Source organism: Rubrobacter tropicus (assembly GCF_011492945.1).
Classification (GTDB): Bacteria; Actinomycetota; Rubrobacteria; order Rubrobacterales; family Rubrobacteraceae; genus Rubrobacter_D; species Rubrobacter_D tropicus.
In genome coordinates this window covers 3433793-3455288 of sequence record NZ_CP045119.1, presented here as the reverse complement: position 1 = coordinate 3455288, position 21496 = coordinate 3433793, and the positions used below count along the sequence as shown (strand labels likewise).

The following is a 21496-nucleotide window of genomic DNA, read 5'->3' as shown; positions in this document are numbered from 1 at the left end:
GTCGTCCGAACTAGCAACATAAAGGCGCAATGGTTATACTATCTGCCATAGTTAGGTGGAAATTGTAACAAAAAGCATCTAGCGTAAACGGCGTTCGGAGGAGAAGAGTTTTGGCTGAGTTGAAGAGGCGCACGCTCGACGAGGTAAAGGCGCTGAGCAGGGAAGAGGCCGTCGAGTTGATGCGGCAGGCCGGCATCGTGGGGGCCGGTGGGGGTGGGTTTCCGACGTACTTCAAGTGGAGGAACCCGCAGCCGAACTTGATCGTCAACTGCACCGAGTCCGAGCCGGGCTACTGGGGCGACAAGATGATCCACCGCGAGTACTACGACGAGTTCCTGGAGCTCTTCGACGCGATGAAGGACATCTTCGGCATCGAGCAGGTCATCATGGGCGTCCACTTCAAGGACGAGGAGTGGTTCTCCCGCTACAAGGAGAACGCCAACGGCCTCTACTCCGTGAGCCTGGTGCCCGACAAGTACTCGATGGGCGAGGAGAAGACGCTCATCAAGAACATCTTCAACGAGGACAAGGGCAAGTGGGTGCCGCGCCGGGTCGAGATGCCCGACGGCTCCAAGCGCCCCGGCCTCCCGCTCGACGCCGGCCACATAGTCCAGAACTCGGAGACCCTGCTCAACATCTACAACGCTTTCTTCCTGGGCAGACCGGTCACCACCAAGTTCGTCAACGTCTTCGGCCCCGACCTCCCGCTCAAGCTCTTCGAGACGCCGCTCGGCTCGTCTGCCACCGAGCTCATCAAGCTCGCCGGCATGGACGTCGAGGCGGAGGCCGGCAACGTCTCCGTCATCGACGGCGGTCCCTACCTCAACGAGATGGGCATAGAGTCCCTCGGGGAGGGCGACGCCTACGTGCGCCGCACCACCAACGGCTTCCTCATAATCCCCAAGGGCGTCGCTTCCAAGGAGTACGCCGACATAAAGACCAAGCTCCCCGAAGAGGGCGTGATCTCGCTGGTCGGCAAGGTGAGCGGCGTGAGCCTCCCGCTCGGCGGCCGGTTCCTCAAGCCCGCCACCCCGCTCGTCTCGGAGGGCGACGAGGTCTCCTTCGGCCAGAAGGTAGGCGAGCCCGTCGAGGACGGCTTCTCCATCGGCGTCTGGAGCGGCATGGACGGGACCATCACCTCCATCAAGGACGACATAATCCAGATCTCCGGCGGCGCGATACCGCAGGAAGAGGCGGCGGCCGAGACGGAGGCGGAAGCGGCACGATAGCCTGCGGCTACCTCCGCCGTAAGCTTTCAGCGGTCAGCTTTTTGGGCCGGGGTTCTCACCCCGGCCCTTTCCGCGCCTTCGGGCCGTTAGACCTCCGCAGGGAGGAATCTAAAGCCGCCTACACGAAGACCCGCGGACGAAGTAACGAAAGCCGGGATATACCACGGTTCACGCCATAGACCCGGGCGCCGCACCGAACCCAAAAGCTGAAAGCTGACCGCTGAGAGCTATTCGCCCTCTTTGCGCGGGAGGAGGTTCTGCGCCTGCTGGGGGAGCCGGGCGCGCAGATCTTCGAACGTGATGCCCTTGAGCGAAGGGAGCTCGAAGTCTTTGAGCATGCGGGTCAGGACGCCGCCGCCGCCGAGCTCGACCCACTCTTCCACCCGCATCTTCGCGAGGGTCTCGACCACCTTGACCCAGCGGACGGGGGCAACCATCTGGCCTTTCAAGGCTTCCCTTACCGATTCCGCGGTCGTCAGGATGGAGCCGTCGGCGGCGCTTACTATCGGGACTCGGGGAACGTAGAACTCGGCGGCGTCCAGGACGCCGCGCATCTTCTCGCCGGCCGCGGCGACGTATGGGGAATGGGCGGCGAAGGAGACGTTTAGCGGGATCTTGCGCCCCCTGACCCGCGAGACGGCATCGCCTAGTGCGCCCCGTAGTCCCGAGACGACCGTCTGGCGCGGGGAGTTGTAGTTGGCGACTACGGGGCCCCCCGCGTCGCCCAGCGCCTCCTCGACCTCGGCCGGGTCGGCCTTGAGGATGGCGACCATCCCGCCGGGGCATTCTTCGGCTGCCTCGGCCAGGAAGCGGTCTCTTTGGGCCACGAGCCACAGGCCCGTCTCGAGGTCGAAGCAGCCGGCGGCGTAGGCGGCGCCGTACTCCCCGAGCGAATGCCCCGCCACCACGTCCGGCTTTACATCGAGGGTGCGGCTCTCGTCGGCGTCCCACGCCGCGCGGGCGAACATCTTTACCTGATCCGGGATGCTATCCCCGACGACGCGCCGGATCGCCGGCAGCAACTCCGCCGCCGGCTCCACGACCCCGCCACCCTGTCCCGGAAACACGAACGCTCTCATCTTCTCTCCGAACCACTCCGACGCCCTGCTCAACTGCACATTCTGAGCCATACGGCGCAGAGAGGCGTTTTACCACAGGAACGATTGTTTTAATAGTGCCTTGACGATGATACGGACCGGCATCTAGGGAGTTTCGAGGTCCCGGCGCGCCCTCCCGTAATCCTCGGGCCCGATCTCACCGCGCGCGTACCGCTCGTCCAGGATCTCCCGCGCCGTCCGCGCGCCTGCGAGGCCCCTTCCTCCAGCGTCCCGAATGCCGGCCGCAACGGCCCACCTTACTACCAGGTAAAGCGCTGCGAGTACCGCCGCGACGTACAGCACGTAGAAGAACAGCGCGCCGACAGCGGCCCCGGACATGGAGAGGATGACCACGACCACCGCGAAGGCGGCGGCCAGCAGAAGGGCCTTTCTTGAACCGAGTTCCGGCACGATTTCCCCGATCTTTCTCATCGGTTTACACTCCTCGTCCTGGCCCGATAACGCGCAGCGCCCCTGGCAGGACCCGCGCCCGGAACTCCCGGGTGGGGGAGAGCATCTCGCCGTCCACGTGGGCCGGCACGGCCTCCGTCATCTCCACCTCGACTTCGGCCGCCCGGGCGAAGTGGACCTTTTTTCGGTCCGTGAGCGTGCCCCACAGCGCCGAAGGGATGAGCCCGAGCACCTCGGGACGGCTAACTTCCTCCGACCACACGACGTCGAAGAGGCCGTCGTCGAGCACCGCCTCGGGCGCGAGCCGGAACATCGAGCCGTAGGTGGTGCCGAGCGCGACCGCCACGAGTATGGTCTTCGCCTCGACCACGCTCTCGCCGCCGAGCCGCAGCGTCGCTTCGTGGCACTCGAACCCCCAGAAGAGACGCGCCACCGACCACACGTACCTGCCCGCGCCGGGCAGGTAGGAGGGCGCTTTCGTCACCCCTTCGGCGACCTCGGCATCGAACCCGACGCCGAGCCCGTTGTTGAACGGGACCCCGTTTACCTCCCCCGCGTCCACGACTCGGATCTCCCCGTCTACGAGCACCCCCAGCGCCCGCCTCAGGTCGCCGCTGACGCCGAGCGCCTTCACGTAGTCGTTGCCGGTCCCGAGGGGGAGCACGCCCATGACCCGCCCCGTCCCGGCGCAGGCCGCCGCCACCTCGTGCACGGTCCCGTCCCCGCCGACCGCGACCGCGACCGCCCCTTCGGGCAACCCGCGCACGATGTCGTATGCGTCCCCGGTCTTCTCCGTGACGTGCCAGACGGGCCGAACGCCGCGCCCTTCCAAGGCGCGGGAGATGAGCTCCCGCCCACCCCCCGACCTCCCCTTGCCGGCGGCCGGGTTGAGCACCAGATGCGCCTCACTCTCCCCAAACATCACACGCGAAAAATACCAGAACCGAGACCCCCAAGCCCTCCCGACCGATCCGAGACCGCGCCGCGCGCTGCAGAGTTCTCGCGCCCGGCGGGGCAACTTCCCGACCCCCAACCGTAAGGCGCGTACCGGACCCTGAGTAAAGCTGAGGTAAAGGTACAGAGTATCCTGTTAAGACGGGTAAGAGTCGCGTGGGGTGAGGAAAGGAGTACAATACCCCTCTACATGGTGGAAGGGACCAAAAATTGCCTGCATCTCGAAGGGTTGGGTCCCGCGGCGGGCGGATCGTACCGGTGCCCGGTTTGCGGTGAGGGCCTGGATGGCGAAGGCATCTCGCGTTGGGTTCACGAAGCGGAAAAGGCCAGGGACGAAGCTTACTCTATGGATGAGGGTGACGGGTTCGGCAGGATAGCGCGCGAAGAGGCGCAACGGGAAGTCTACCGGCGACGGAGGGTGATGTACGAGCTAGAGAACGTGCCCAGGGTGGCGACGATGAGGCCGGAGATGATCCTGGTGGTCCACGATACCGGGGCCGCGTCTTACGGGTGCAGGATCTTCTACAAGGAGCCCAGGCAGGCCGGGAGCGTGGAGCAGGTAAACGTGGCGGCGGCGCTCGAAACCATCCTGGAGTTGCGCTCCGACCCCGACCCGATAGTCCGGCTGATCGCCGAGAAGGTCGAGGAGTTCCACGGCTTTCGGGAGAAGCTTCTCGGGGAAGGGGAGCCGGCGCCGGAGCGGCGGGTCTTCTACGCCAACGAGTTCAGGGCCTTCGGTTGAGGGACGCCTGCAGGGGCGCCGCGGAGCCGCTAGAATTGGCCCGCCGATGAGAAGCCGTACACAACCATCAGAAAGCCCGAGCCGATGAGCGGAAGCAACTTCATAGCCGTGGTCGTCATGATCCTGATCCTGCTGTTCATAATCATGTCCGTCGGGCCCCTGATCTCGGCGTTCTAGCGCGGCGCTTCGCGCCTTTCAGCCCGCTCCGGCTTCGCCTACGCTCTCAGCACGCTTCGGCCTGCTCCTCAAGCCTCGCTCTCAGCCAGAAGCCTGTCGGCCAGAAAAGCTGAAGTGCTGACCGGCTGAGATGCTGACCGGCTGATACACCTACAACTCGTACCGCGTTAGCGTCGAGTATGCGACGCCTTTGGGGCTGTGTTTGCTTTGGACCAGGTCGATGGCGGACACGGTGAATCGTAGTTCGGGGAGGTTGGCGCCCGTGGGGTCGAATGGGGTTGGACGGCGGGCGCGGCCCAGGGTTATGTGGGGCATGAAGGACTTTTTCTCTGGTTGGAAACCTTCGGGTTCTAGGAGGGTTTCCACGGTTTGGGCCAGGGAGCGCATTTGTTCCTTTCCTTCGCCGAGACCGGCCCATAGGACTCTGGCGCGTCGCGGGGAAGGGAAGACGCCGAAGCTCGAGGTGAGCACGTCGAACGGTTCGTGGTCGCGGCGGATGGGTTCCAGGGTGGCGGTAATCCGGGGTAGGGAGTCCGGTGGGACGTCGCCGAGGAACTTCAGGGTGAGGTGGACGCGTTCGGGGGCCGTGAGGCGGAAGGCGTTCGTGGGGGTGAGACGGGCGGCTTCGATCAGCGCTTGCTGAACCTCCGGGGGAGGGAAGACGGCTACGAAGACGCGCACGGAGTCCCTCTCTAGGCCAGTTTGCGTGCGGAGGCGGCGCGGTTGGCGATCAGGGCCGCGGTCGCGCCGGCGCCGACGCCGTTGTCCACGTTTACTACCGAGAGGCCGGGAGAGCAGGTCTGGAGCATGCCCAGGATCGCGGCCGTCCCGTCGCCGCCGAGGCCGTAGCCCGTCGAGGTCGGTAGGCCTATAACCGGGACGGAGACGAGGCCGGAGACCACGCTCGGCAGCGCGCCCTCCATGCCGGCGGCCACTATGAGGCAGTCAGGGTCGAAGTCTCGTAGTCGGTGCAGGGGTTCCGCCAGGCGGTGGATGCCGGCCACTCCCACGTCGTTGAACGCCAGCGTCTCGACGCCCATCTCGCGGGCGACGGCCAGGGCCTCGTCCAGGACTGGAAGGTCGGAGGTGCCCGCGCTCAGGGCGCCGAGGCGCCCTCCGGTCCGGGGAGGTTCTCCCTTGCCGAGGATCAGGGATCGGCCGGCGCGGCGGATCGGCGTTTCGGGGAGGGCTGCGCGGACGGCGGCTTCGTGGTCAGGTTCCGGGGCGCTCAGGATGACGCGCTCCGCCGATTCGAGGAGGGCGGCGCAGATCCCGGCGGCCTGCTCCGGGCTCTTGCCGCGGGCGTAGACGACCTCGGGGACGCCCTTGCGGGCGGCTCGGCCGAGGTCGAGGGCCGCGAAGTCCTCGACGTAGCGGACTTCACCCTCGCGCAGCCGTCCGGCGGCCCTCTTTGGGGAGAGTTCGCCGCGTTCGACGGCGGCCAGTATTGCATCCAGGTCGTTCATGTCCTCCCGATCCGGGTATAGTACGGGCCAGAGAATCTAACACGTCATGGTTTCGTGAGATCGGAAGAAGGGTCTATGTCGATAATCGAGTTGATGCTCTCCCTGGCGGCCATACTCGGCGCGGCGGTCTTGTTTACCAACGCAGTCGAGATCATGGGCGACCGCCTGAACATGGGGCACGGGGCCGTTGGCAGCCTCCTGGCGGCCGTCGGAACGGCGTTGCCGGAGACCATGATCCCGATAGTCGCCATCCTGGGGGCCGTGATCGTGGGCTCGGGTGGGGCCGCAGCCGGGGAGATAGGCATCGGCGCGATCCTGGGCGCGCCTTTCTTGCTCGCCACGCTCGCCCTCTTTATCGTCGGCCTCTCCGCCATCCTCTACAAGAACCGGAGGGGCTCGGGAAGCGAGCTCGTAGTCAACCGGCAGGTCACCATCCCCGATATGGCGTTCTTTCTCGTCTGCTTCACCCTGGCCACGGGGGCCGGCGTCATCCAGCTGCCCCTGGTACTCAAGATCTTGCTGGCGATCCTGTTGCTCGTCGCCTACGCGCTCTACGTTATACAGACCTTGAGAAGGGGCGGCGACGCCACGGAGGGGGACCCACCGGACAGCCTCACCCTGTGGCCTTTCCGCTCGGCGGCGCCGACGTGGGCCGTCGCCACGCAACTGGTGGGCACGGTCGTGGTGATGGGCTTCGGCGCCCACTTCTTCGTCGATGCCGTGGGGCATATCTCCACCGCCATAGGCATCCCCGCAGGCCTGATAGCCCTGGTGCTGGCGCCGCTCGCGACGGAGCTGCCGGAGAAGTTCAACTCCGTCATCTGGCTCAGGAACAACAAGGACACTCTGGCCCTCGGCAACATAACGGGCGCGATGGTGTTCCAGAGCACCATCCCGGTCTCCGTTGGCATACTGTTCACCCCGTGGGACCTCGGTTTCCTGGGCGCCCTGTCCGCCGTATTCGCCCTGATCTCCGGCGTGGTGTTTATCGGGTTCCTGCTGCGTAAAGGCCCGCTGCGCGGCTTCTACCTGCTCGGCGCGGGCTCCCTCTACGCCGCGTTCCTGATCGCGGCCACGGTCGTGGTTATCGGCTCGTAAAGCGGTATGCGGAGGCCATGCCTCCGCTCCCAGCCGTCAGCTTTTTGCTCTTGCTGAGAGCTGAAGGCTGACGGCTGACAGCTCTTTGCCGTCCGCTCTAACGGTTCAGGAGCCGGCCCAGGAGCCTCCTGTTCCTGAGGCGTTCCAGTTCCGATGAGCTCTCGTTGAGGTCCTGTTCGATTCGGGCCATCTGTTCGATGCGCTCCATAAGCATCAGCCGCTCCTCGGCCGCGGCCCTGAGCTCGAGTACCTCGTCCGTGAGGCGCCGCCGCTCGGAGACGGACTCCTTCAACTCCCTTTGAAGCCTCGCGTTCGAGGCGCGAACTTCCTTTAGTTGTCCGGATAGCCTGCCGGCCTCTTCCCTGGCTCGCGCCAGCTCAAGCGCGATGGCGGCGGACCCGGCCCTGCTACGGAGGCCCTCCAGGGGGACCCTTCCGTCACCGTCCGCGAGATCCGCAACCTCCTCCTCCCGGACCCCCAGAAAGCGAGCCGCCTCCTCGACCGAGACGGAGGACCCGGGCGTCGGGTCAGTCAACGTCCGGGTCCGCGCCGGGGGACGGCTCGACCTCGTGGCCCGCCTCCCTCATGGTCGTCTCGATCTTCTCGAGACCCACCCCTCCTTCGTCGTAAGAGACGGCAACCAACCCCTTCTCCGAGTCCACGTTCGCGAGCCTCACCCCGTCGAGCCTGGCGAGCGCCCGCTCGAGCTTGGTCGCGTCCTCAGCATCAGAGATATCTGTCACTGTAAATGTAACGTCCGGCATTGGGCCTCCCTTCGGTCGGCCGCTGTCAGCTATCGGCTTTCAGCGGTCAGCTTATCCTCGGTACGGCGAAACCGCCAGGCGTTCTCGCCACCGTCCTGCGGACTAAGTTTGAGTTATGGTCGGCCCGTTGTCATCCCCAGGCTTCGTCTACCACGGTTTTGCTGAAAGCCGATAGCTGATAGCTCTATCACTGTTCGCGGGGGCGTACGGTGAGCGTTACTTCCTTGCCCCTTCTAAGGACCTTCAACTCCATGTCGCGGTCTATGGCGGATTCGTCCAGGAGGGCGAGGAGGTCGCTGTTGGAGCGGACGGGCCTGTTGCCGAGGGCGACTATCACGTCTCCCGGTCGGACGCCGGCCCTGCGGGCGGGGCCGTTCGGGGGGACTTCGCGGACGCCCGCTCCTCCGCCGACGCCGCCGCGCGAGGGCTGGGTCGCGACCACGACGCCGAGGCGGGCGCGGCGCACGCGGCCTTCGGTGACGAGGGAGAAGACCACGCGGCGGAACGCGCCCGAGACGGGCACGGCAAAGCCTATTCCCTGGGCGCCTCCTATTATCGCGGTGTTTATGCCCACCACCCGGCCAGAGGTGTCGGCCAGAGGCCCGCCGGAGTTGCCAGGGTTGATGGCCGCGTCGGTCTGGATGACGTTCTCGATGGGGCGCCCTTCCTGGCCCCGGATCGAACGCCCGAGCGCGCTTACCACCCCGGCCGTCACGGTGCTCTGGAAACCGAGAGGGCTCCCTATGGCGACCACGAGCTGCCCGACGACTAGGTTCTCCGCCTCGCCGAGCGCGGCGACCGCCGGCTCGTTCTCGGGCGTAAAGCGGACCACCCCGAGGTCGCTCGGCGGGTCGTCGCCGAGCACCTCCGCGGGGACGGAAGTCCCGTCCGAGAAAGTGACCCGCAGCTCGCCCTCGTTGCCCCGCCCCCCGCCGGCCCTGCCCAGGCCGCGCACGACGTGGCTGTTCGTGACGGCCGTGGCCGTGGTTCCGTCCGTGCCGAGGACCACGCCGCTCCCGCCGCCGCGGCCATCCTGCAGGCCGAGCGAGATCACGGCGGGCTCGAGCGTCTCCGTCACGCCCCGAACCGCCCGCGAATACGCGTCCAGCTCTGCGTTCCCGAGCTTCGAACTCGCCGAAAGGTTCTCGAAGATCTCCATACGACAATTTCTACCGCAACCCAAAACGACCGCCACCCGGACGAACGGGTGGGTGAAGAGCCTCAGGCATCGGGTGCGGCCGACAAGTCGCGCCGCGCAGGGAATATAATGCGCGCCATGAGCTTTGTCCCCGACCTCCGCCTGCTCGCCTCCATAGGAGCCGCCAGGGCGGCGCAGCTCGCGAGCCGCACCCTGAAACGGGGTGGGGGATCCACGATCCCGGGCGTCGTTGCCAGGCGCGTCGACCCGAAGGTGTTGAAGAAGCTCTCGAAGCGGCTCACGCTCGGGTCGGTCGCCGTTACGGGTACCAACGGCAAGACGACCACCACGCGCATGATCGGGAAGATCCTGCAGACCGCCGGCGTCCGGGCCGTGAACAACTCGACGGGTGCTAACCTCGTCACCGGCGTGACGGCCGCGCTCGTCTCGGATTCGTCCCTCTCCGGCAAGCCCTCCTCCGGGATGGGGCTCTTCGAGGTGGACGAGGCGAGCATCCCAAGGGTGGCGGCCGAGGCGGAGCTCAAGATCCTGGCCGTCCTGAACCTCTTTCGCGACCAGCTCGACCGCTACGGCGAGCTCGCCTACACGGGCAAGGTGATCGCCTCGGCCTTCGCCGACCTGCCCCGCGGCGGCGCAGTCGTCCTCAACGCCGACGACCCCCTCGTCGCGAGCCTCGGACGCTCGACGGGCGGCCCCGTCTTCTACGGCGTGGACGAGCCGGACCTCGACACGGGCCGTCTGCAGCACGTCGCAGACTCCAAGGACTGCCCGATCTGCGGCACGCCTTTGGACTACGCCGCCGTCTACATGGGCCACGTCGGCGTCTACGGCTGCCCGACCGGGGACTTCTCCCGACCGCCCCTCGACTACCGGGCGAGCCGGGTACGCCCCGAAGGCGCGCGCGGCTCCTCGTTCCTCCTAACGACGCCGAAGGGCGAGAGGGAGGCGAAGATATCGCTTCCGGGCCTCTACAACGTCTACAACGCGCTCGCCGCCGCGGCCGTCGCGGGCGAGGCCGGCGTGGGTCTCGAAGACATCGTCCGGGGCATCGGGGAGTTCGGGGGGGCTTTCGGGCGGGTCGAGAGGATCGAGGCCGGTGACAGGGAGGCGTTCTTGCTCCTCATAAAGAACCCCGTCGGGTTCAACGAGATCCTGCGCACCTTCGTAACCGGCGCCGAAGCCAAAAACGTCCTGATAGCCATAAACGACAACGACGCCGACGGCCGCGACGTCTCGTGGCTCTGGGACGTGGACTTCGAGATGCTCGCGGAAGCCCGCGCCGCGGGCAAGGCCGACGCCGCCCCCTTCACCGTCAGCGGCATCCGCGCCGGCGACATGGCCGTCCGCCTCAAATACGCCGAACTCCCCGTGGGCGAGGTTGTTCCAGACCGCGAAGAAGCCATAAAAATGGCCCTGCAATCCACCCCGCCGGGCGAGACGCTCTACGTCCTGCCGACCTACACGGCGATGCTGGAGATCCGCAAGGCCTTGAGCGACATGGGCTACACGCATCCGTTCTGGGAGGACAGATGAGCCGTCAGCTCTCAGCTTTCAGCTGTCAGCAAGAACGTCGCTTTTCGCATCCTGGTACGATTCGGCCGGACCCGGGAATAGGCGGGGCTAGCGGCCAGCGTATCCGAGACGCTCAAAGGGCGTCTGAGAGAAGCTGAAAGCTGACGGCTGACAGCGCCGACCGAAGGGAGGCCAATGCTCACCATCCACCACCTCTACGCCGACATGATGAACCTCTACGGTGACCGGGGGAACGTAATCTCCATCAAGAAACGGTGCGAGTGGCGGGGTATCGGGGTCGAGGTCGTCGACGTGGGGCTCGGCGAGAGGGTCAGGCCAACCGGCTGCGATATCTTCCTCTTCGGCGGGGGGCAGGATCGGGAGCAGGCGCTTCTGGCCGATGACCTCTCGGGGTCCAAGGGTGAAGATCTGCGGGCGGTCGTCGAGGACGGGGGTGTAGTGCTCGGCGTCTGCGGCGGGTACCAGCTGATGGGGCACCATTACGAGACGCCAGAGGGTGAGAAGTTGCCCGGCGTCGGGATCTTCGACCTCCACACCGAGCCGCGCAAGCCCGACGAGGCGCGCCTGATCGGGAACGTGCTGGTCGAGGTCCCGGCCCCCGAGACGGGAGACGTACGCCGGGTCGTCGGCTTCGAGAACCACGGCGGCCGGACCTATCTGGGCGACTGCGAACCGCTCGGCACGGTAGTCGCCGGCTTCGGCAACAACGGCAGGGACGGAACCGAGGGCGCGAGGCGTCTGAACGCCTACGGCACCTACCTCCACGGATCTCTGCTGCCGAAGAACCCCTGGCTCACGGATCAGCTCATCCTGACCGCCCTGCGCCGCGAAGACGACACCGTCGAGTTGGAGCCGCTCGAAGATTCGGCGGAAGGGAACGCTTTCGCTTCGATGGCGGGTAGGTTGGCCGGAAGGCGCTAGAAGCCCTCCACCGCGGGACGCAGGTCCATCTCGAGCGTCCAGGCCGTCGGGTCCTGCTCGTGGAGAAGCCAGTAGGTCTCGGCGATGGCGTCGGGGGAGAGCATGGTGTGGTCCTCTCGGCCCGGGGACATCTCGCGGACCCTCGGCGTGTCGATCTGGCCGTCTATGACGACGTGCGCCACGTGAACGCCCTGCGGCCCGAACTCGCGGGCCATGCTCTGCGCCAGGGCCCTCAAACCGAACTTGCCGACCGCGAGGGCGGAGAACCGCGCCGATCCTCGCAGCGCGGCGGTCGCGCCGGTGAGCAGGACCGTGCCGCGGCCGGCTTCGACCATGGCGGGCAAGACTTGTTGGGCCGCGTAGAAGGCGCCGGCGCAGTTTGCCTTGAAGCACTCGTCGAACTTCTCTGGCGAGACGTCCAGGATGCCGCCCATCTGGAAGGCGCCGGCGTTGTAGACGAAGACCTCGGGATCGCCGAGGCTGTTGCGTACTTCGCCGAATGCCGCGGCGACGGAGGCCGGGTCCGTGGCGTCCGTGGGGATGGGGCGGGCCTTTCCTCCGCCTTCTTCTATCTCCTGCCGGATGCCCGACACGCTCTCTTCACGGCGGGCCATGAGCGCGACGGAGAAGCCTTCTCCGGCGAAGCGGCGGGCTACGGCCGACCCGAGACCCGGCCCCACCCCGAGTATTGCTGCCGTCTTACCGTTCACGCGCGGCTCCTTTCGTCCGGATCAATCATCTACCCTGAGGCCGAGCACGAGGAGGTCCCTCTCGATCCCGTCGAGATCGGCGACGCGCGGGAAGCGGGCCCACGCCTCGAAGCCGAAGCCCTCGAAGAGCGCGACGCTGGCCTCGTTGTGGGCGAAGATGCCGGCCGTCAGGGTCTTTATGCCGAGGCCGGGGGCCCGGCTCAGGGCTTCCTCGACCAACCGCCGGCCCAGCCCCTCGCCCCGGCGTTTCTGGGCCACGTAGATGCCGACTTCGGCTGTTGCGTGGTAGGCGGGACGGCCGTCGTAGAAGTCGCCCAGGCTCAACCAGCCGACGATCTCACCCTCATCCTCCATCACCCAGAGCGGACGCCGGGACGGGTCGTGCGCGCGGAACCACGCCACGCGGTCTTCGACGGAGATCGGCTCGGTGTCGGCCGAGACGATGCGGGAGGGTATCGTGGAGTTGTAGATCTCGACGATGGCCGGCAGGTCCCCCGCCGTGGCGTCCCGGATCTCCATCAGGAACCCTTGCTGGCGAGGACCCAAAGCCAGGTCTCCTCCGCGCCACCGGTGCCCCCGCCGGTGCGCGGCTCGGCGCAAAGGACATGGAACCCGGCTTCGCGCAGCATCTTCTTGTTGGTCCCTGCGTCGTGGTGGCTCCAGCGCATGGCCGCGCCCCAGCCCTCCCAGTCGGCGTCCTCGCCTTCGTAGTCGGCCATTGCGAGGGTAGCCAGGAAGAGGCCGCCGGGCCTGAGCCAGTCTTGGATCTTTCCGAGCAACGCCTGGTGTTCTTCCCGCGGCACGTGGATGATGGAGTGGAAGGCGACTACCGCGTCGAAGGCGTTCTGGTCGAAGGCAAGCTCCGTCATGTCGGACTTGAGGAAGGTCGCATCGGGGACCAGCTTCCGGGCGAGATCCAGCTGCTTCCCGGAGATGTCCACGCCCGTGACAGCGAATCCCCTTTCGGCGAGCCAGCGTGTAGCCGGAACGCCGGCCCCGCAGCCGAGGTCGAGCACGGTAGCACCAGATGGGAGCCCACGGGCCATCTCTTCGAGGGCCGGGATGGCGAGCGGGTCGTCCGCGTCTTTGGTGGCGAGGTATCGTTCGGCCACGCGGTCGTAGCCGGACTCGACAAGCTTTTTGTGTTCGCCTGTCACCTGGCGGTGACGCCGCCGTCCACGATCATGCACGCCCCAACGACGGAGGCCGACTCGTCCGCGGCCAGGTAGGCCGCCATCGCGGCGATCTCCTCCGGGGTAACGAACCGGCCGTGGGGCTGTCGGGCCTGCATGTTCGCCCTGGCCTCCTCGGGGTCGTCGTAGCCGCTCGTTATGCGCGCGACCCAGGGCGTGTCGACCGTCCCCGGCGCAATGCAGTTGACCCTGACGCCTTCGCCCACGTGGTCGATGGCGGAAGCCCGGGTCATGGCGAGGATCGCCCCCTTGGCCGCCGAGTAGACGGCCCTGTCGGGTATCCCGACGAGCGCCGCGACCGAGGACATGTTGATGACAGACCCCCCGCCCGAGTCCCTCAACGCCGGGATCGCGTACTTCATCCCGAGAAAGGTCCCCCGCACGCAGACGTCCATTACGAACCCGTACTCTTCTTCCGTGGTCGTAAGCGCCGTCCCTGCAACGCCGACGCCCGCGTTGTTGACCATCACGTCGAGGCCGCCCCACTCGGAGACGGCCCGCCCCACGAGCGCCTCCACGTCCGAGGCTGCCGTCACGTCGGTCTTCTGGACGAGGGCTTCGCCTCTCGCCTGCGCGGCGACCTTGCCCGCGGCGTCTTCGTCGAGGTCGGCGATCAGGACGCGGGCGCCCTCAGACGCGAGGCGCAGGGCGATGGCGCGGCCGATGCCGTTGGCAGCACCCGTGACTATCGACCTCTTGCCTTCGAGACGTTGCATGGCACCCCCGGTCGCGTTCCTAGATGTTCAGAGCGGCCAGTATAATGAGGCCCGCGCCGGCGGCGCAAACGACGTTACCTTTCGGGAGAGGAGCGCGGATGAACCATTACGCGGATTGGATCCGGGCGTTGCCCCAGGTCGACACGCCCTTTACGGGCCTAGAAGGACGCATGATAGCCGGCCCCCACGGCCAGACGGTCTTCTTCCACGCCGAGGAGGAGTTCGAGGTGCCCCCGCACTCCCACGGCGCCCAGTGGGGCGTGGTCGTCGCCGGAACCCTCCACCTCACCATCGACGGCGAAGAGAGCACCTACGCGCCAGGCGAGACCTACGACATACCCGCGGGCGCCGAGCACTCGGCCCGCCTGGAGGCCGGCTCCTCGGTCATAGACGTCTTTCAGGACCCTGACCGCTACCGGGCGAAGTAATCCTCTGGTTCAGGAGGATTGGCGTGACCCCTTCTTCCCCGTTCGAAGGCCACGAGTGGATAGACCTCTCCCACACCCTGGAGGAGGGCATCCCGGCCTGGCCCACCCACACCCGCTTCGGCAGGACCCTCTACGAATCGCAGGAACTCGGCGACGTGGCGACGCACCACGGCCTGACCATCAGCGAGCACACGGGCACCCACATGGATGCCCCCCTGCACTTCATACCTCAGGGACGGGCCCACTACGGCACGGACGAGATCCCGCTAGAGCGTCTCGCGGGCCGCGCCGCGACCATAGAAGCCACGGGCTTCGGGGCGGGGGATCTCCTCGGCGTGGATCACGTAGAAGCGTGGGAGCGGGAACACGGGACTATCGAGCGGGGAGACCGCGTCCTGATCCGCTACGGCTGGGACGAACGCTGGGCTACGGGAAGGGAGGGAAGACGCTTCCTGGAGGATTGGCCCGGCCTCTCGGGCGAAGCCGCGGAGTACCTGGTCGGAAAAGGCGTCGCCCTCGTCGGGTGCGACACGATGGCGGTGGATGCGGCCGGCTCGCCGGAGAACCTGGCGCACCACGCGCTGCTCGGCAACGAGGTCTACGTGGTCGAGAACCTGAAGAACCTCGTCAGGTTGCCGCCGTTCGCGTTCTTTATGGCTTTTCCGTTGAAGATCAAGGACGGGTCGGGCTCCCCGGTGCGGGCGGTCGCGCTGGTGCCGCGCTGATCCCCGCGCGTTCGAGACAGGCGTAGAATGATCGTCAGGGAAGTTCGCAACGGAGAGGTGTGACCATGAAGGGTATCGTGTGGCACGGGCCGGAGGAGATGTCCGTGGAGGAGGTGGCGGCGCCGGAGGTGGCGCCCGGGATGGTGGTCGTCCGGCCAACGGCCACGGGCATCTGCGGCTCGGAGATCGAAGGCTACCTCGGCCGCATGGGCAACCGCACCCCGCCCCTCGTGATGGGCCACGAGTTCGCCGGCGCCGTCACGGAGGTCGGGGAGGGGGTCGACGAAGGCCTGCTCGGCCGGACGGTGGCGGTGAACCCGCTCTCCTCGGACGGGACCTGCAAACTCTGCCGGGCCGGGCTGACGAACCTCTGCCCGAACCGCACGCTCGTCGGCATCCACTCGCCCGGCGGCTTCGCCGAGTACACGCTGGCGCCGGCCGCCAACGTCTACCCGCTACCGGAGGGCGTCGAGGCCCGCACGGGGGCTCTGGCCGAGCCGCTGGCGAACGGGGTCCACGCGGCCCGGCTCGGGACCGCGGGCGGCCACCCGGTCGAGCGCGCGGTCGTGATCGGGGCCGGCACCATCGGCCTCATGTGCCTTCAAGCCGCCGTCCTCGACGGCACGCCCGAAGTCCACGCCGTCGAACCCCACGAGGCCCGACGCGAGCAGGCGCTATTTCTCGGGGCGAAAGCGGTTCATGCCTCCGGCGAAGAGGCCCGGGATGCGCTGGACGGTCCAACCGAAGGGCTCGGCGTCGACCTGGTCGTAGACGCCGTCGGGGCCGAGGTAACGCGCCGGATGGCGCTCGAACTTCTACGGCCGGGCGGACGGGCGGTGTTTATCGGGCTGCACGACGACGACACGACGCTCGGTTTTCACGGCGTCGTGCGCGGCCAGATCGACCTTCAGGGCTCCTACGCCTATACCGCCGAAGATTTCGAGCAGGCGCTGGAGTGGCTGGTGGAGGGCAGGGCGGGTATCGGGGAGTTGCCGCCCGTACTGCCGCTGGAAGAAGGGCCGGGCGCCTTCGCGGACCTCGTCAAGGGTCCGTCCGCGCAGATAAAGGTCTTTCTTGCGGGATCGGGGGCCTAGATGCCCGCGCTCACGGGCAAGACGGCGGTCGTCATCGGGGCCAGCAGCGGCATCGGTCTGGCCACCACAAACCTTCTCGCCGACTCCGGCGCCACGGTCCACGCGGCCGCCCGCCGAAAGTCCGCTATACAGGAGGGCGCCGAAGGCCGCCCCGTAACCGCCCACGAACTGGACATCTCCGACGAGAAGTCCGTCCGCCGGACGCTGGAAGGGATCGGCGAGAAGGACGGCATAGACGTGCTCGTGGTCGCTGCGGGGATGAACTTCCCGGAGCGGCGCCTGGAACAGCTCAGTGGAGAGAGCTGGGACGCCATGATCTCCGTAAACCTCTCCGGCGCCTTCTACGCCGTCCGCGCCGCCCTGCCCTACCTGCGCGCCTCCCACGGCCTCGTCGTCCTCATAAGCAGCGTCTCCGGCTCCTGGCCCGATGCCTCCGGCCCGGCCTACCAGGCCTCCAAGGCCGGCATGACCCAACTAGCCCACGCCGCAGGCTTCGAGGAACACCAGAACGGCGTCCGGTTCACCGCCGTCCTGCCCGGCATAGTAGACACCCCAATACTGGATAATCGTCCGGAACCGCCGCCGAGGGAGGTCAGGGACGCCAGCCTCAAGCCGGACGACGTGGCGCAGGCCTGTCTCTTCCTGGCGACGTTGCCGGAGCGGGCCTACGTGCCGGAGTTGACGATGGTCCCGACGCAGCTTCAAGCGCTCGGGAAGAGCTCGACCGCGACGCCGCCCGTGCGGAGCGAGGAATGACTATGGAGATAAAGGGAACCAGAGATCCTGCACGAAGGATCAAGCCAGACCGGACGATTGTCCGGTCAAATATGAAAGCCTGCGCGGTCTCGGATGGGGGGTGTGATGGCAGATAATGGCCGGTTGGGGCGGCGGTTGCGGTCACGGGAGTGGTTCGATGACCCTGCCAGGATCGACCAGACCGCCCTGTACCTGGAGCGGTTCATGAACTACGGGCTCACGCCCGAGGAGTTGCGTTCCGGCAGGCCCGTCATAGGCATCTCCCAGACCGGCAGCGACATCGTGCCGTGCAACAGGCACCACCTGGATCTCGCGGCAAGGGTCAGGGAGGGCATCAGGGACGCGGGCGGGATACCGATGGAGTTCCCGGTCCATCCGACCTTCGAGAACTGCCGCAGGCCTACCGCGGCGCTCGACCGCAATTTGTCCTATCTGGGGCTCGTCGAGACGCTGTACGGGCATCCCATAGACGGCGTGGTGCTAACGACCGGCTGCGACAAGACGACGCCGGCGGCGCTCATGGCCGCCTCCACGGTGGATATTCCGTCCATCGTGCTCTCCGGCGGGCCCATGCTCGACGGCTGGTTCGAGGGCGAGTTGGTCGGGTCGGGGATGGCGATCTGGAAGAGCCGGCGCCGCCTGGCCGCGGGCGAGATAGACGAGGAAGAGTTCTACGAGACGGCGCTCGCCTCGGCGCCCTCTATCGGGCACTGCAACACCATGGGCACGGCCTCCACGATGAACGCCGTGGCCGAGGTGCTAGGGATGTCGTTGCCCGGGTGCGCGGCGATACCGGCGCCCTACCGGGAGCGGGGCCAGATGGCCTACGAGACGGGGCGGCGCGCCGTCGAGATGGTTCACGAGGACCTCAGGCCGTCCAAGATCCTGACTCATCAGGCCTTTCTGAACGCCATAGTCGCCGTCACCGCGATCGGCGGCTCGACGAACGCCCAGCCGCACATCACGGCGATGGCCCGCCACGCCGGGACGAAGCTGGTGCCGGAGGACTGGGAGCGCGGCTTCGACGCGCCGCTGCTCGTCAACATGCAGCCGGCCGGAAAGTACCTCGGCGAGCGGTTCCACAGGGCCGGGGGCGTGCCCGCCGTCGTTCACGAGCTTCTGGAGGCCGGCCGCATCGACGGCGGAGCGCTCACCGTTACCGGGCGTACGCTGGCCGAGAACGTCGCGGGTTGCGAGAGCAGGGACAGGGAGATGATCTCGGCCCACGACAAGCCCCTGCAGGAGCACGCCGGTTTCAGGGTATTCTCGGGCAACCTCTTCGACTTCGCGATCATCAAGACAAGCGTGATCTCGGACGAGTTCCGGGCCCGTTACCTGAGCGAGCCCGGCCGCGAGAACGTCTTCGAGGGTAGGGCGGTCGTCTTCGACGGATCGGACGACTATCACCACCGCATCAACGACCCGGAGCTGGAGATCGACGAGAAGACAATCCTCGTCATTCGGGGCGCAGGTCCCATCGGGTGGCCCGGTTCGGCCGAGGTCGTCAACATGCAGCCCCCCGACAGGCTCATCAAGATGGGCATAAACACCCTGCCGACTTTGGGCGACGGACGGCAGTCCGGCACCTCGGACAGCCCCTCGATCCTGCACGCCGCTCCAGAGAGCGCGGTGGGCGGCGGCCTCTCCTGGCTCCGGACGGGGGACACGATCCGCATAGACCTCAATAAGGGTCGCTGCGACGCGCTGGTGGACGAAGAGGAGATCGAACGCCGCAGGCGGGAGGACGGCGTACCGCCGATCCCCCCGAGCCAGACGCCCTGGCAGGAGTTGTACCGCAACCACGTCGGCCAGCTCGACGGCGGCGGGGTCATGGAGATCGCCCTGAAATACAGGGGCGCGGCCTCCAAGATACCGCGCCACAACCACTGATGACGGGCCCAGTTGACGCGCGCGAGTACCTGGCCTCGCTGCCGCCGGAGTCGCCCGTGCCGGATGCGCTGGAGAAGATAAGAGACCGCGTGGCCGCCGGCGGGCGCAAGATCGCCGTCCTCGACGACGACCCGACCGGCACCCAGACGGTCCACGGCGTCCCCGTCCTCACCACGTGGACCGTAGACGACCTTCGCTGGGCGCTGGAGCAGCCCTCGCCCACGTTCTACGTGCTCACCAACTCCCGCAGCCTCCCGGAAGAAGAAGCCGCCGCGCTGAACCGCGAGGTCGCCTCGAACCTCGCCGCCGCGGCGAAACAAGCCGGGAGCGACTTCGTCGTGACCAGCCGGGGCGACTCTACCTTGCGGGGCCACTTCCCGGCCGAGACGGACGCGATACTGGAGGGTAGCGGGGGGGAGGCGGACGGCGTGATCCTCTGCCCCTGTTACCTGGAGGCCGGGCGCCTGACCGCCGACGACACCCACTGGGTGCTGCAGGAAGAACGCCTGGTCCCCGCCGGGGAGACGGAGTTCGCCCGGGACGCAAGCTTCGGTTACTCGTCCTCGGACCTGCGCGACTGGGTCGAGGAGAAGACGGCCGGCCGGTTCCCGGCTTCCGAAGTGGTCAGCGTCGGCCTTTCGGAGATCCGGGAAGGAGGGCCGGAGCGCGTCTCCGGGATCCTGCGCGGCGCGGGTGGCGGCCGGCCCGTCGTCGTGAACGCGGCGTCCCAGACCGACCTGGAGGTCTTCGTCCTGGGCCTGCTCGACGCGGAGGAGACGGGCAGGAGGTTCGTCTACCGCACGGGGCCGTCTTTCGTGAGGGTGCGCGGCGGCATCACGGAGAAGGGGCCGTTGAGCCGGGAGGAACTGTACCGGCGGCGCCCGCACAGGGGGCACGGCCTCGTGCTCGTCGGGTCGCACGTAGAGTTGACTACGCGGCAGTTGGCCGAGGCGCTGGGCCTCGAGGGCGTGCTCGGCGTCGAGCTCTCCGTGCCGCGGCTGCTGGAGAGCGGGGAGCGCGAGGGTGAGCTTCGGCGGGTGGCCGCGGAGGTGAACGCGGGACTGGCCGCGTCAGAGGTCGTCGTCTACACGAGCCGGGAGGTCGTCGGCGGCGGTGGGGGGCGGACCGGGTTCGAGGTCGGTCGGGCCGTCTCGGACGCGCTCGTCGAGGTCATGCAGAGGGTCGACAGGGATCTGCCGCTGGCGTTCGTGGTGGCGAAGGGCGGCATCACGTCGAGCGACGTGGGCACCAGGGGCCTCGGCGTGCGGCGGGCCGAGGTGGCGGGCCAGGTGCTGCCAGGGATAGTCTCGGTCTGGATCCTGCCGGAGGAGAGCGCTTTTCCGGGCCTGCCCTACGTCATCTTCGCGGGCAACGTCGGCGGCCCAGACTCGCTGGCGAGGGTAATAGAGATCCTGAGGGGGACCAGATGAAGAACCTTGCCTTCGTAGGCCTCGGCGCCATGGGCGCCCCGATGGCGAAGAGCCTACTCCGCGCCGGCTTTGGCCTCGGCGTCTTCGACGTGCGCGAGGCGAACACGCGGCCGCTAACGGACGCGGGGGCGACGGGCGCCGGTTCGCCCGCCGAGGCAGCGGAGAACGCGGAAGCCATCGTCCTCATGGTGGTGAACGCGGACCAGACCGAAGAGGCCCTCTTCGGCGAGAACGGCGCGGCCGGGGCGCTGGCCCCGGACGCGGCCGTGGTTGTCATGAGCACCGTCGGGCCCGAGCCCATCAGGCACCTGGACGGGCGCCTGTCCGAGCAGGGACTGCGGCTATTGGATGCGCCGGTCAGCGGGGGCGTGGCTCGGGCCGAGAGGGGGGACTTGCTGATCATGGCCGGCGGACCGGAGGAGCTGTTCGGCACGCTCCGACCGGTCCTCGGGGCGATGGGCTCGACGGTGGTCCACTGCGGACCCGCGGCCGGGGACGGCCAGTCCGTCAAGCTCGTCAACCAGTTGCTGTGCGGCGTCCACATCGCCGCGGCGGGGGAGGCGCTCGCGTACGCGGAGGCGCTCGGGCTCGACCCGAGATCCGTTCACGAAACGATCCGCCACGGCGCGGCAGGCTCTTTCATGCTGGAGGATCGCGGCCGCCGGATGCTCGACCGCGAGTTCCTGCCGCCCAGAAGCGCCCTGGACATCTTCGTCAAGGACATGGGCCTCGTCCGGGAGGCGGCTGCGGAACGCGGCTTCGCCACGCCCCTCTCCGACGCGGCGCACGAGCTCTACGAGACCGGCTCCTCGCTCGGGTTCGGGGGTGAAGACGACTCGGGTATCCTGCGCGTCTTCGAGGAAGGTATGGGACCCGGGAAGCCGACGTCCTAGAGCTGTTTGCACAGAGGTTCTACCTCTGTGCGAAGCTGTCAGCCTTCAGCGGTCAGCTTTCAGCAAGGGCAAAAAGCCGACCGCTGAAAGCTGCGGGGGCATTTGCCTCC

At 67.4% G+C, this 21496-nt stretch carries 24 protein-coding genes; 12 read left to right on the top strand and 12 right to left on the bottom strand.

Annotated elements, in window-relative coordinates:
- Positions 1-110 precede the first annotated feature (110 nt).
- Positions 111-1229, top strand: coding sequence for a proton-conducting membrane transporter (locus GBA63_RS17420; RefSeq protein ID WP_166178127.1), 1119 nt, complete (start codon positions 111-113; stop codon positions 1227-1229).
- A gap of 227 nt (positions 1230-1456) precedes the next feature.
- On the opposite strand, the gene GBA63_RS17415 is transcribed toward GBA63_RS17420, so the two are convergent.
- The 3 genes from GBA63_RS17415 to GBA63_RS17405 all read right to left on the bottom strand — a co-directional run bounded on the left by GBA63_RS17415 (position 1457) and on the right by GBA63_RS17405 (position 3659).
- Positions 1457-2341, bottom strand: coding sequence for an ACP S-malonyltransferase (locus GBA63_RS17415; protein WP_166178125.1), 885 nt, complete (start codon positions 2339-2341; stop codon positions 1457-1459).
- 90 nt (positions 2342-2431) lie between these two features.
- On the bottom strand, positions 2432-2758 hold the full coding sequence (locus tag GBA63_RS17410; protein WP_166178123.1) for an SHOCT domain-containing protein: 327 nt from the start codon (positions 2756-2758) through the stop codon (positions 2432-2434).
- A gap of 4 nt (positions 2759-2762) precedes the next feature.
- Positions 2763-3659: a diacylglycerol/lipid kinase family protein gene (locus tag GBA63_RS17405; RefSeq protein ID WP_166178122.1), complete on the bottom strand. Its 897-nt coding sequence runs from the start codon at positions 3657-3659 to the stop codon at positions 2763-2765.
- Between the two features lie 378 nt (positions 3660-4037).
- Here GBA63_RS17405 and GBA63_RS17400 point away from each other — a divergent pair, with 378 nt between their 5' ends.
- On the top strand, positions 4038-4433 hold the full coding sequence (locus GBA63_RS17400) for a hypothetical protein (protein ID WP_166178120.1): 396 nt from the start codon (positions 4038-4040) through the stop codon (positions 4431-4433).
- Between the two features lie 327 nt (positions 4434-4760).
- Here GBA63_RS17400 and thpR read toward each other — a convergent pair whose 3' ends face one another.
- Both thpR and larB read right to left on the bottom strand, forming a co-directional pair.
- A complete protein-coding gene (gene thpR / locus GBA63_RS17395; RefSeq protein WP_166178118.1) occupies positions 4761-5291 on the bottom strand; it encodes an RNA 2',3'-cyclic phosphodiesterase in 531 nt (176 codons plus the stop codon).
- An 11-nt stretch (positions 5292-5302) separates the two neighbouring features.
- A complete protein-coding gene (larB, locus tag GBA63_RS17390) occupies positions 5303-6076 on the bottom strand; it encodes a nickel pincer cofactor biosynthesis protein LarB (protein WP_166178116.1) in 774 nt (257 codons plus the stop codon).
- A gap of 75 nt (positions 6077-6151) precedes the next feature.
- Between larB and GBA63_RS17385 the strand changes: the two genes are divergently transcribed.
- Entirely contained in the window at positions 6152-7174 is a 1023-nt protein-coding gene (locus GBA63_RS17385; protein ID WP_166178114.1) for a sodium:calcium antiporter, read from the top strand.
- A gap of 97 nt (positions 7175-7271) precedes the next feature.
- On the opposite strand, the gene GBA63_RS17380 is transcribed toward GBA63_RS17385, so the two are convergent.
- The 3 genes from GBA63_RS17380 to GBA63_RS17370 form a co-directional block, all read right to left on the bottom strand.
- Positions 7272-7709 carry a hypothetical protein gene (locus GBA63_RS17380; RefSeq protein WP_166178112.1) on the bottom strand — a complete coding sequence of 146 codons (438 nt, stop codon included), beginning with the start codon at positions 7707-7709 and terminating at the stop codon, positions 7272-7274.
- Entirely contained in the window at positions 7702-7938 is a 237-nt protein-coding gene (locus GBA63_RS17375; RefSeq protein WP_207956880.1) for a heavy-metal-associated domain-containing protein, read from the bottom strand. Before GBA63_RS17375 ends, GBA63_RS17380 begins: the two co-directional genes overlap by 8 nt.
- Positions 7939-8125: 187 nt before the next feature.
- Positions 8126-9097 (bottom strand): S1C family serine protease, encoded by a 972-nt coding sequence (locus tag GBA63_RS17370; RefSeq protein WP_166178109.1) that lies wholly within the window; start codon positions 9095-9097, stop codon positions 8126-8128.
- Between the two features lie 117 nt (positions 9098-9214).
- Here GBA63_RS17370 and GBA63_RS17365 point away from each other — a divergent pair, with 117 nt between their 5' ends.
- Together GBA63_RS17365 and GBA63_RS17360 are read left to right on the top strand one after the other, a co-directional pair.
- Complete coding sequence (locus GBA63_RS17365) at positions 9215-10630, top strand: MurT ligase domain-containing protein (protein ID WP_166178107.1); 1416 nt, start codon at positions 9215-9217, stop codon at positions 10628-10630.
- Positions 10631-10804: 174 nt separating this feature from the next.
- A complete protein-coding gene (locus tag GBA63_RS17360; RefSeq protein WP_166178105.1) occupies positions 10805-11551 on the top strand; it encodes a type 1 glutamine amidotransferase in 747 nt (248 codons plus the stop codon).
- On the opposite strand, the gene GBA63_RS17355 is transcribed toward GBA63_RS17360, so the two are convergent.
- The 4 genes from GBA63_RS17355 to GBA63_RS17340 are packed head-to-tail and all read right to left on the bottom strand — an operon-like array spanning position 11548 to position 14170.
- The gene (locus tag GBA63_RS17355) at positions 11548-12261 is read right to left on the bottom strand and encodes an SDR family NAD(P)-dependent oxidoreductase (RefSeq protein WP_166178103.1); all 714 of its coding nucleotides are present in this window, start codon (positions 12259-12261) and stop codon (positions 11548-11550) included. The genes GBA63_RS17360 and GBA63_RS17355 overlap by 4 nt on opposite strands.
- 21 nt (positions 12262-12282) lie before the next feature.
- Entirely contained in the window at positions 12283-12780 is a 498-nt protein-coding gene (locus tag GBA63_RS17350) for a GNAT family N-acetyltransferase (protein ID WP_166178101.1), read from the bottom strand.
- Positions 12780-13418, bottom strand: a complete 639-nt coding sequence (locus GBA63_RS17345) for a class I SAM-dependent methyltransferase (RefSeq protein WP_166178099.1) — start codon at positions 13416-13418, stop codon at positions 12780-12782. Before GBA63_RS17345 ends, GBA63_RS17350 begins: the two co-directional genes overlap by 1 nt.
- Positions 13415-14170 (bottom strand): SDR family NAD(P)-dependent oxidoreductase, encoded by a 756-nt coding sequence (locus GBA63_RS17340; RefSeq protein ID WP_166178097.1) that lies wholly within the window; start codon positions 14168-14170, stop codon positions 13415-13417. Before GBA63_RS17340 ends, GBA63_RS17345 begins: the two co-directional genes overlap by 4 nt.
- Positions 14171-14268: 98 nt before the next feature.
- Here GBA63_RS17340 and GBA63_RS17335 point away from each other — a divergent pair, with 98 nt between their 5' ends.
- The 7 genes from GBA63_RS17335 (at position 14269) to GBA63_RS17305 (ending at position 21386) form a co-directional block, all read left to right on the top strand.
- Positions 14269-14598 carry a cupin domain-containing protein gene (locus GBA63_RS17335; RefSeq protein WP_166178095.1) on the top strand — a complete coding sequence of 110 codons (330 nt, stop codon included), beginning with the start codon at positions 14269-14271 and terminating at the stop codon, positions 14596-14598.
- A gap of 23 nt (positions 14599-14621) precedes the next feature.
- Positions 14622-15323 carry a cyclase family protein gene (locus GBA63_RS17330; RefSeq protein ID WP_207956879.1) on the top strand — a complete coding sequence of 234 codons (702 nt, stop codon included), beginning with the start codon at positions 14622-14624 and terminating at the stop codon, positions 15321-15323.
- A gap of 65 nt (positions 15324-15388) precedes the next feature.
- A complete protein-coding gene (locus tag GBA63_RS17325) occupies positions 15389-16417 on the top strand; it encodes an alcohol dehydrogenase catalytic domain-containing protein (protein ID WP_166178093.1) in 1029 nt (342 codons plus the stop codon).
- On the top strand, positions 16418-17173 hold the full coding sequence (locus GBA63_RS17320; RefSeq protein WP_166178091.1) for an SDR family oxidoreductase: 756 nt from the start codon (positions 16418-16420) through the stop codon (positions 17171-17173). It abuts the gene before it with no gap.
- A 105-nt stretch (positions 17174-17278) separates the two neighbouring features.
- Positions 17279-19063: an IlvD/Edd family dehydratase gene (locus GBA63_RS17315; protein ID WP_207956878.1), complete on the top strand. Its 1785-nt coding sequence runs from the start codon at positions 17279-17281 to the stop codon at positions 19061-19063.
- Complete coding sequence (locus GBA63_RS17310; RefSeq protein ID WP_166178087.1) at positions 19063-20493, top strand: four-carbon acid sugar kinase family protein; 1431 nt, start codon at positions 19063-19065, stop codon at positions 20491-20493. The genes GBA63_RS17315 and GBA63_RS17310 overlap by 1 nt, the downstream gene beginning before the upstream one ends.
- Positions 20490-21386, top strand: a complete 897-nt coding sequence (locus GBA63_RS17305) for an NAD(P)-dependent oxidoreductase (protein ID WP_166178085.1) — start codon at positions 20490-20492, stop codon at positions 21384-21386. The genes GBA63_RS17310 and GBA63_RS17305 overlap by 4 nt, the downstream gene beginning before the upstream one ends.
- Positions 21387-21496: the final 110 nt, after the last annotated feature.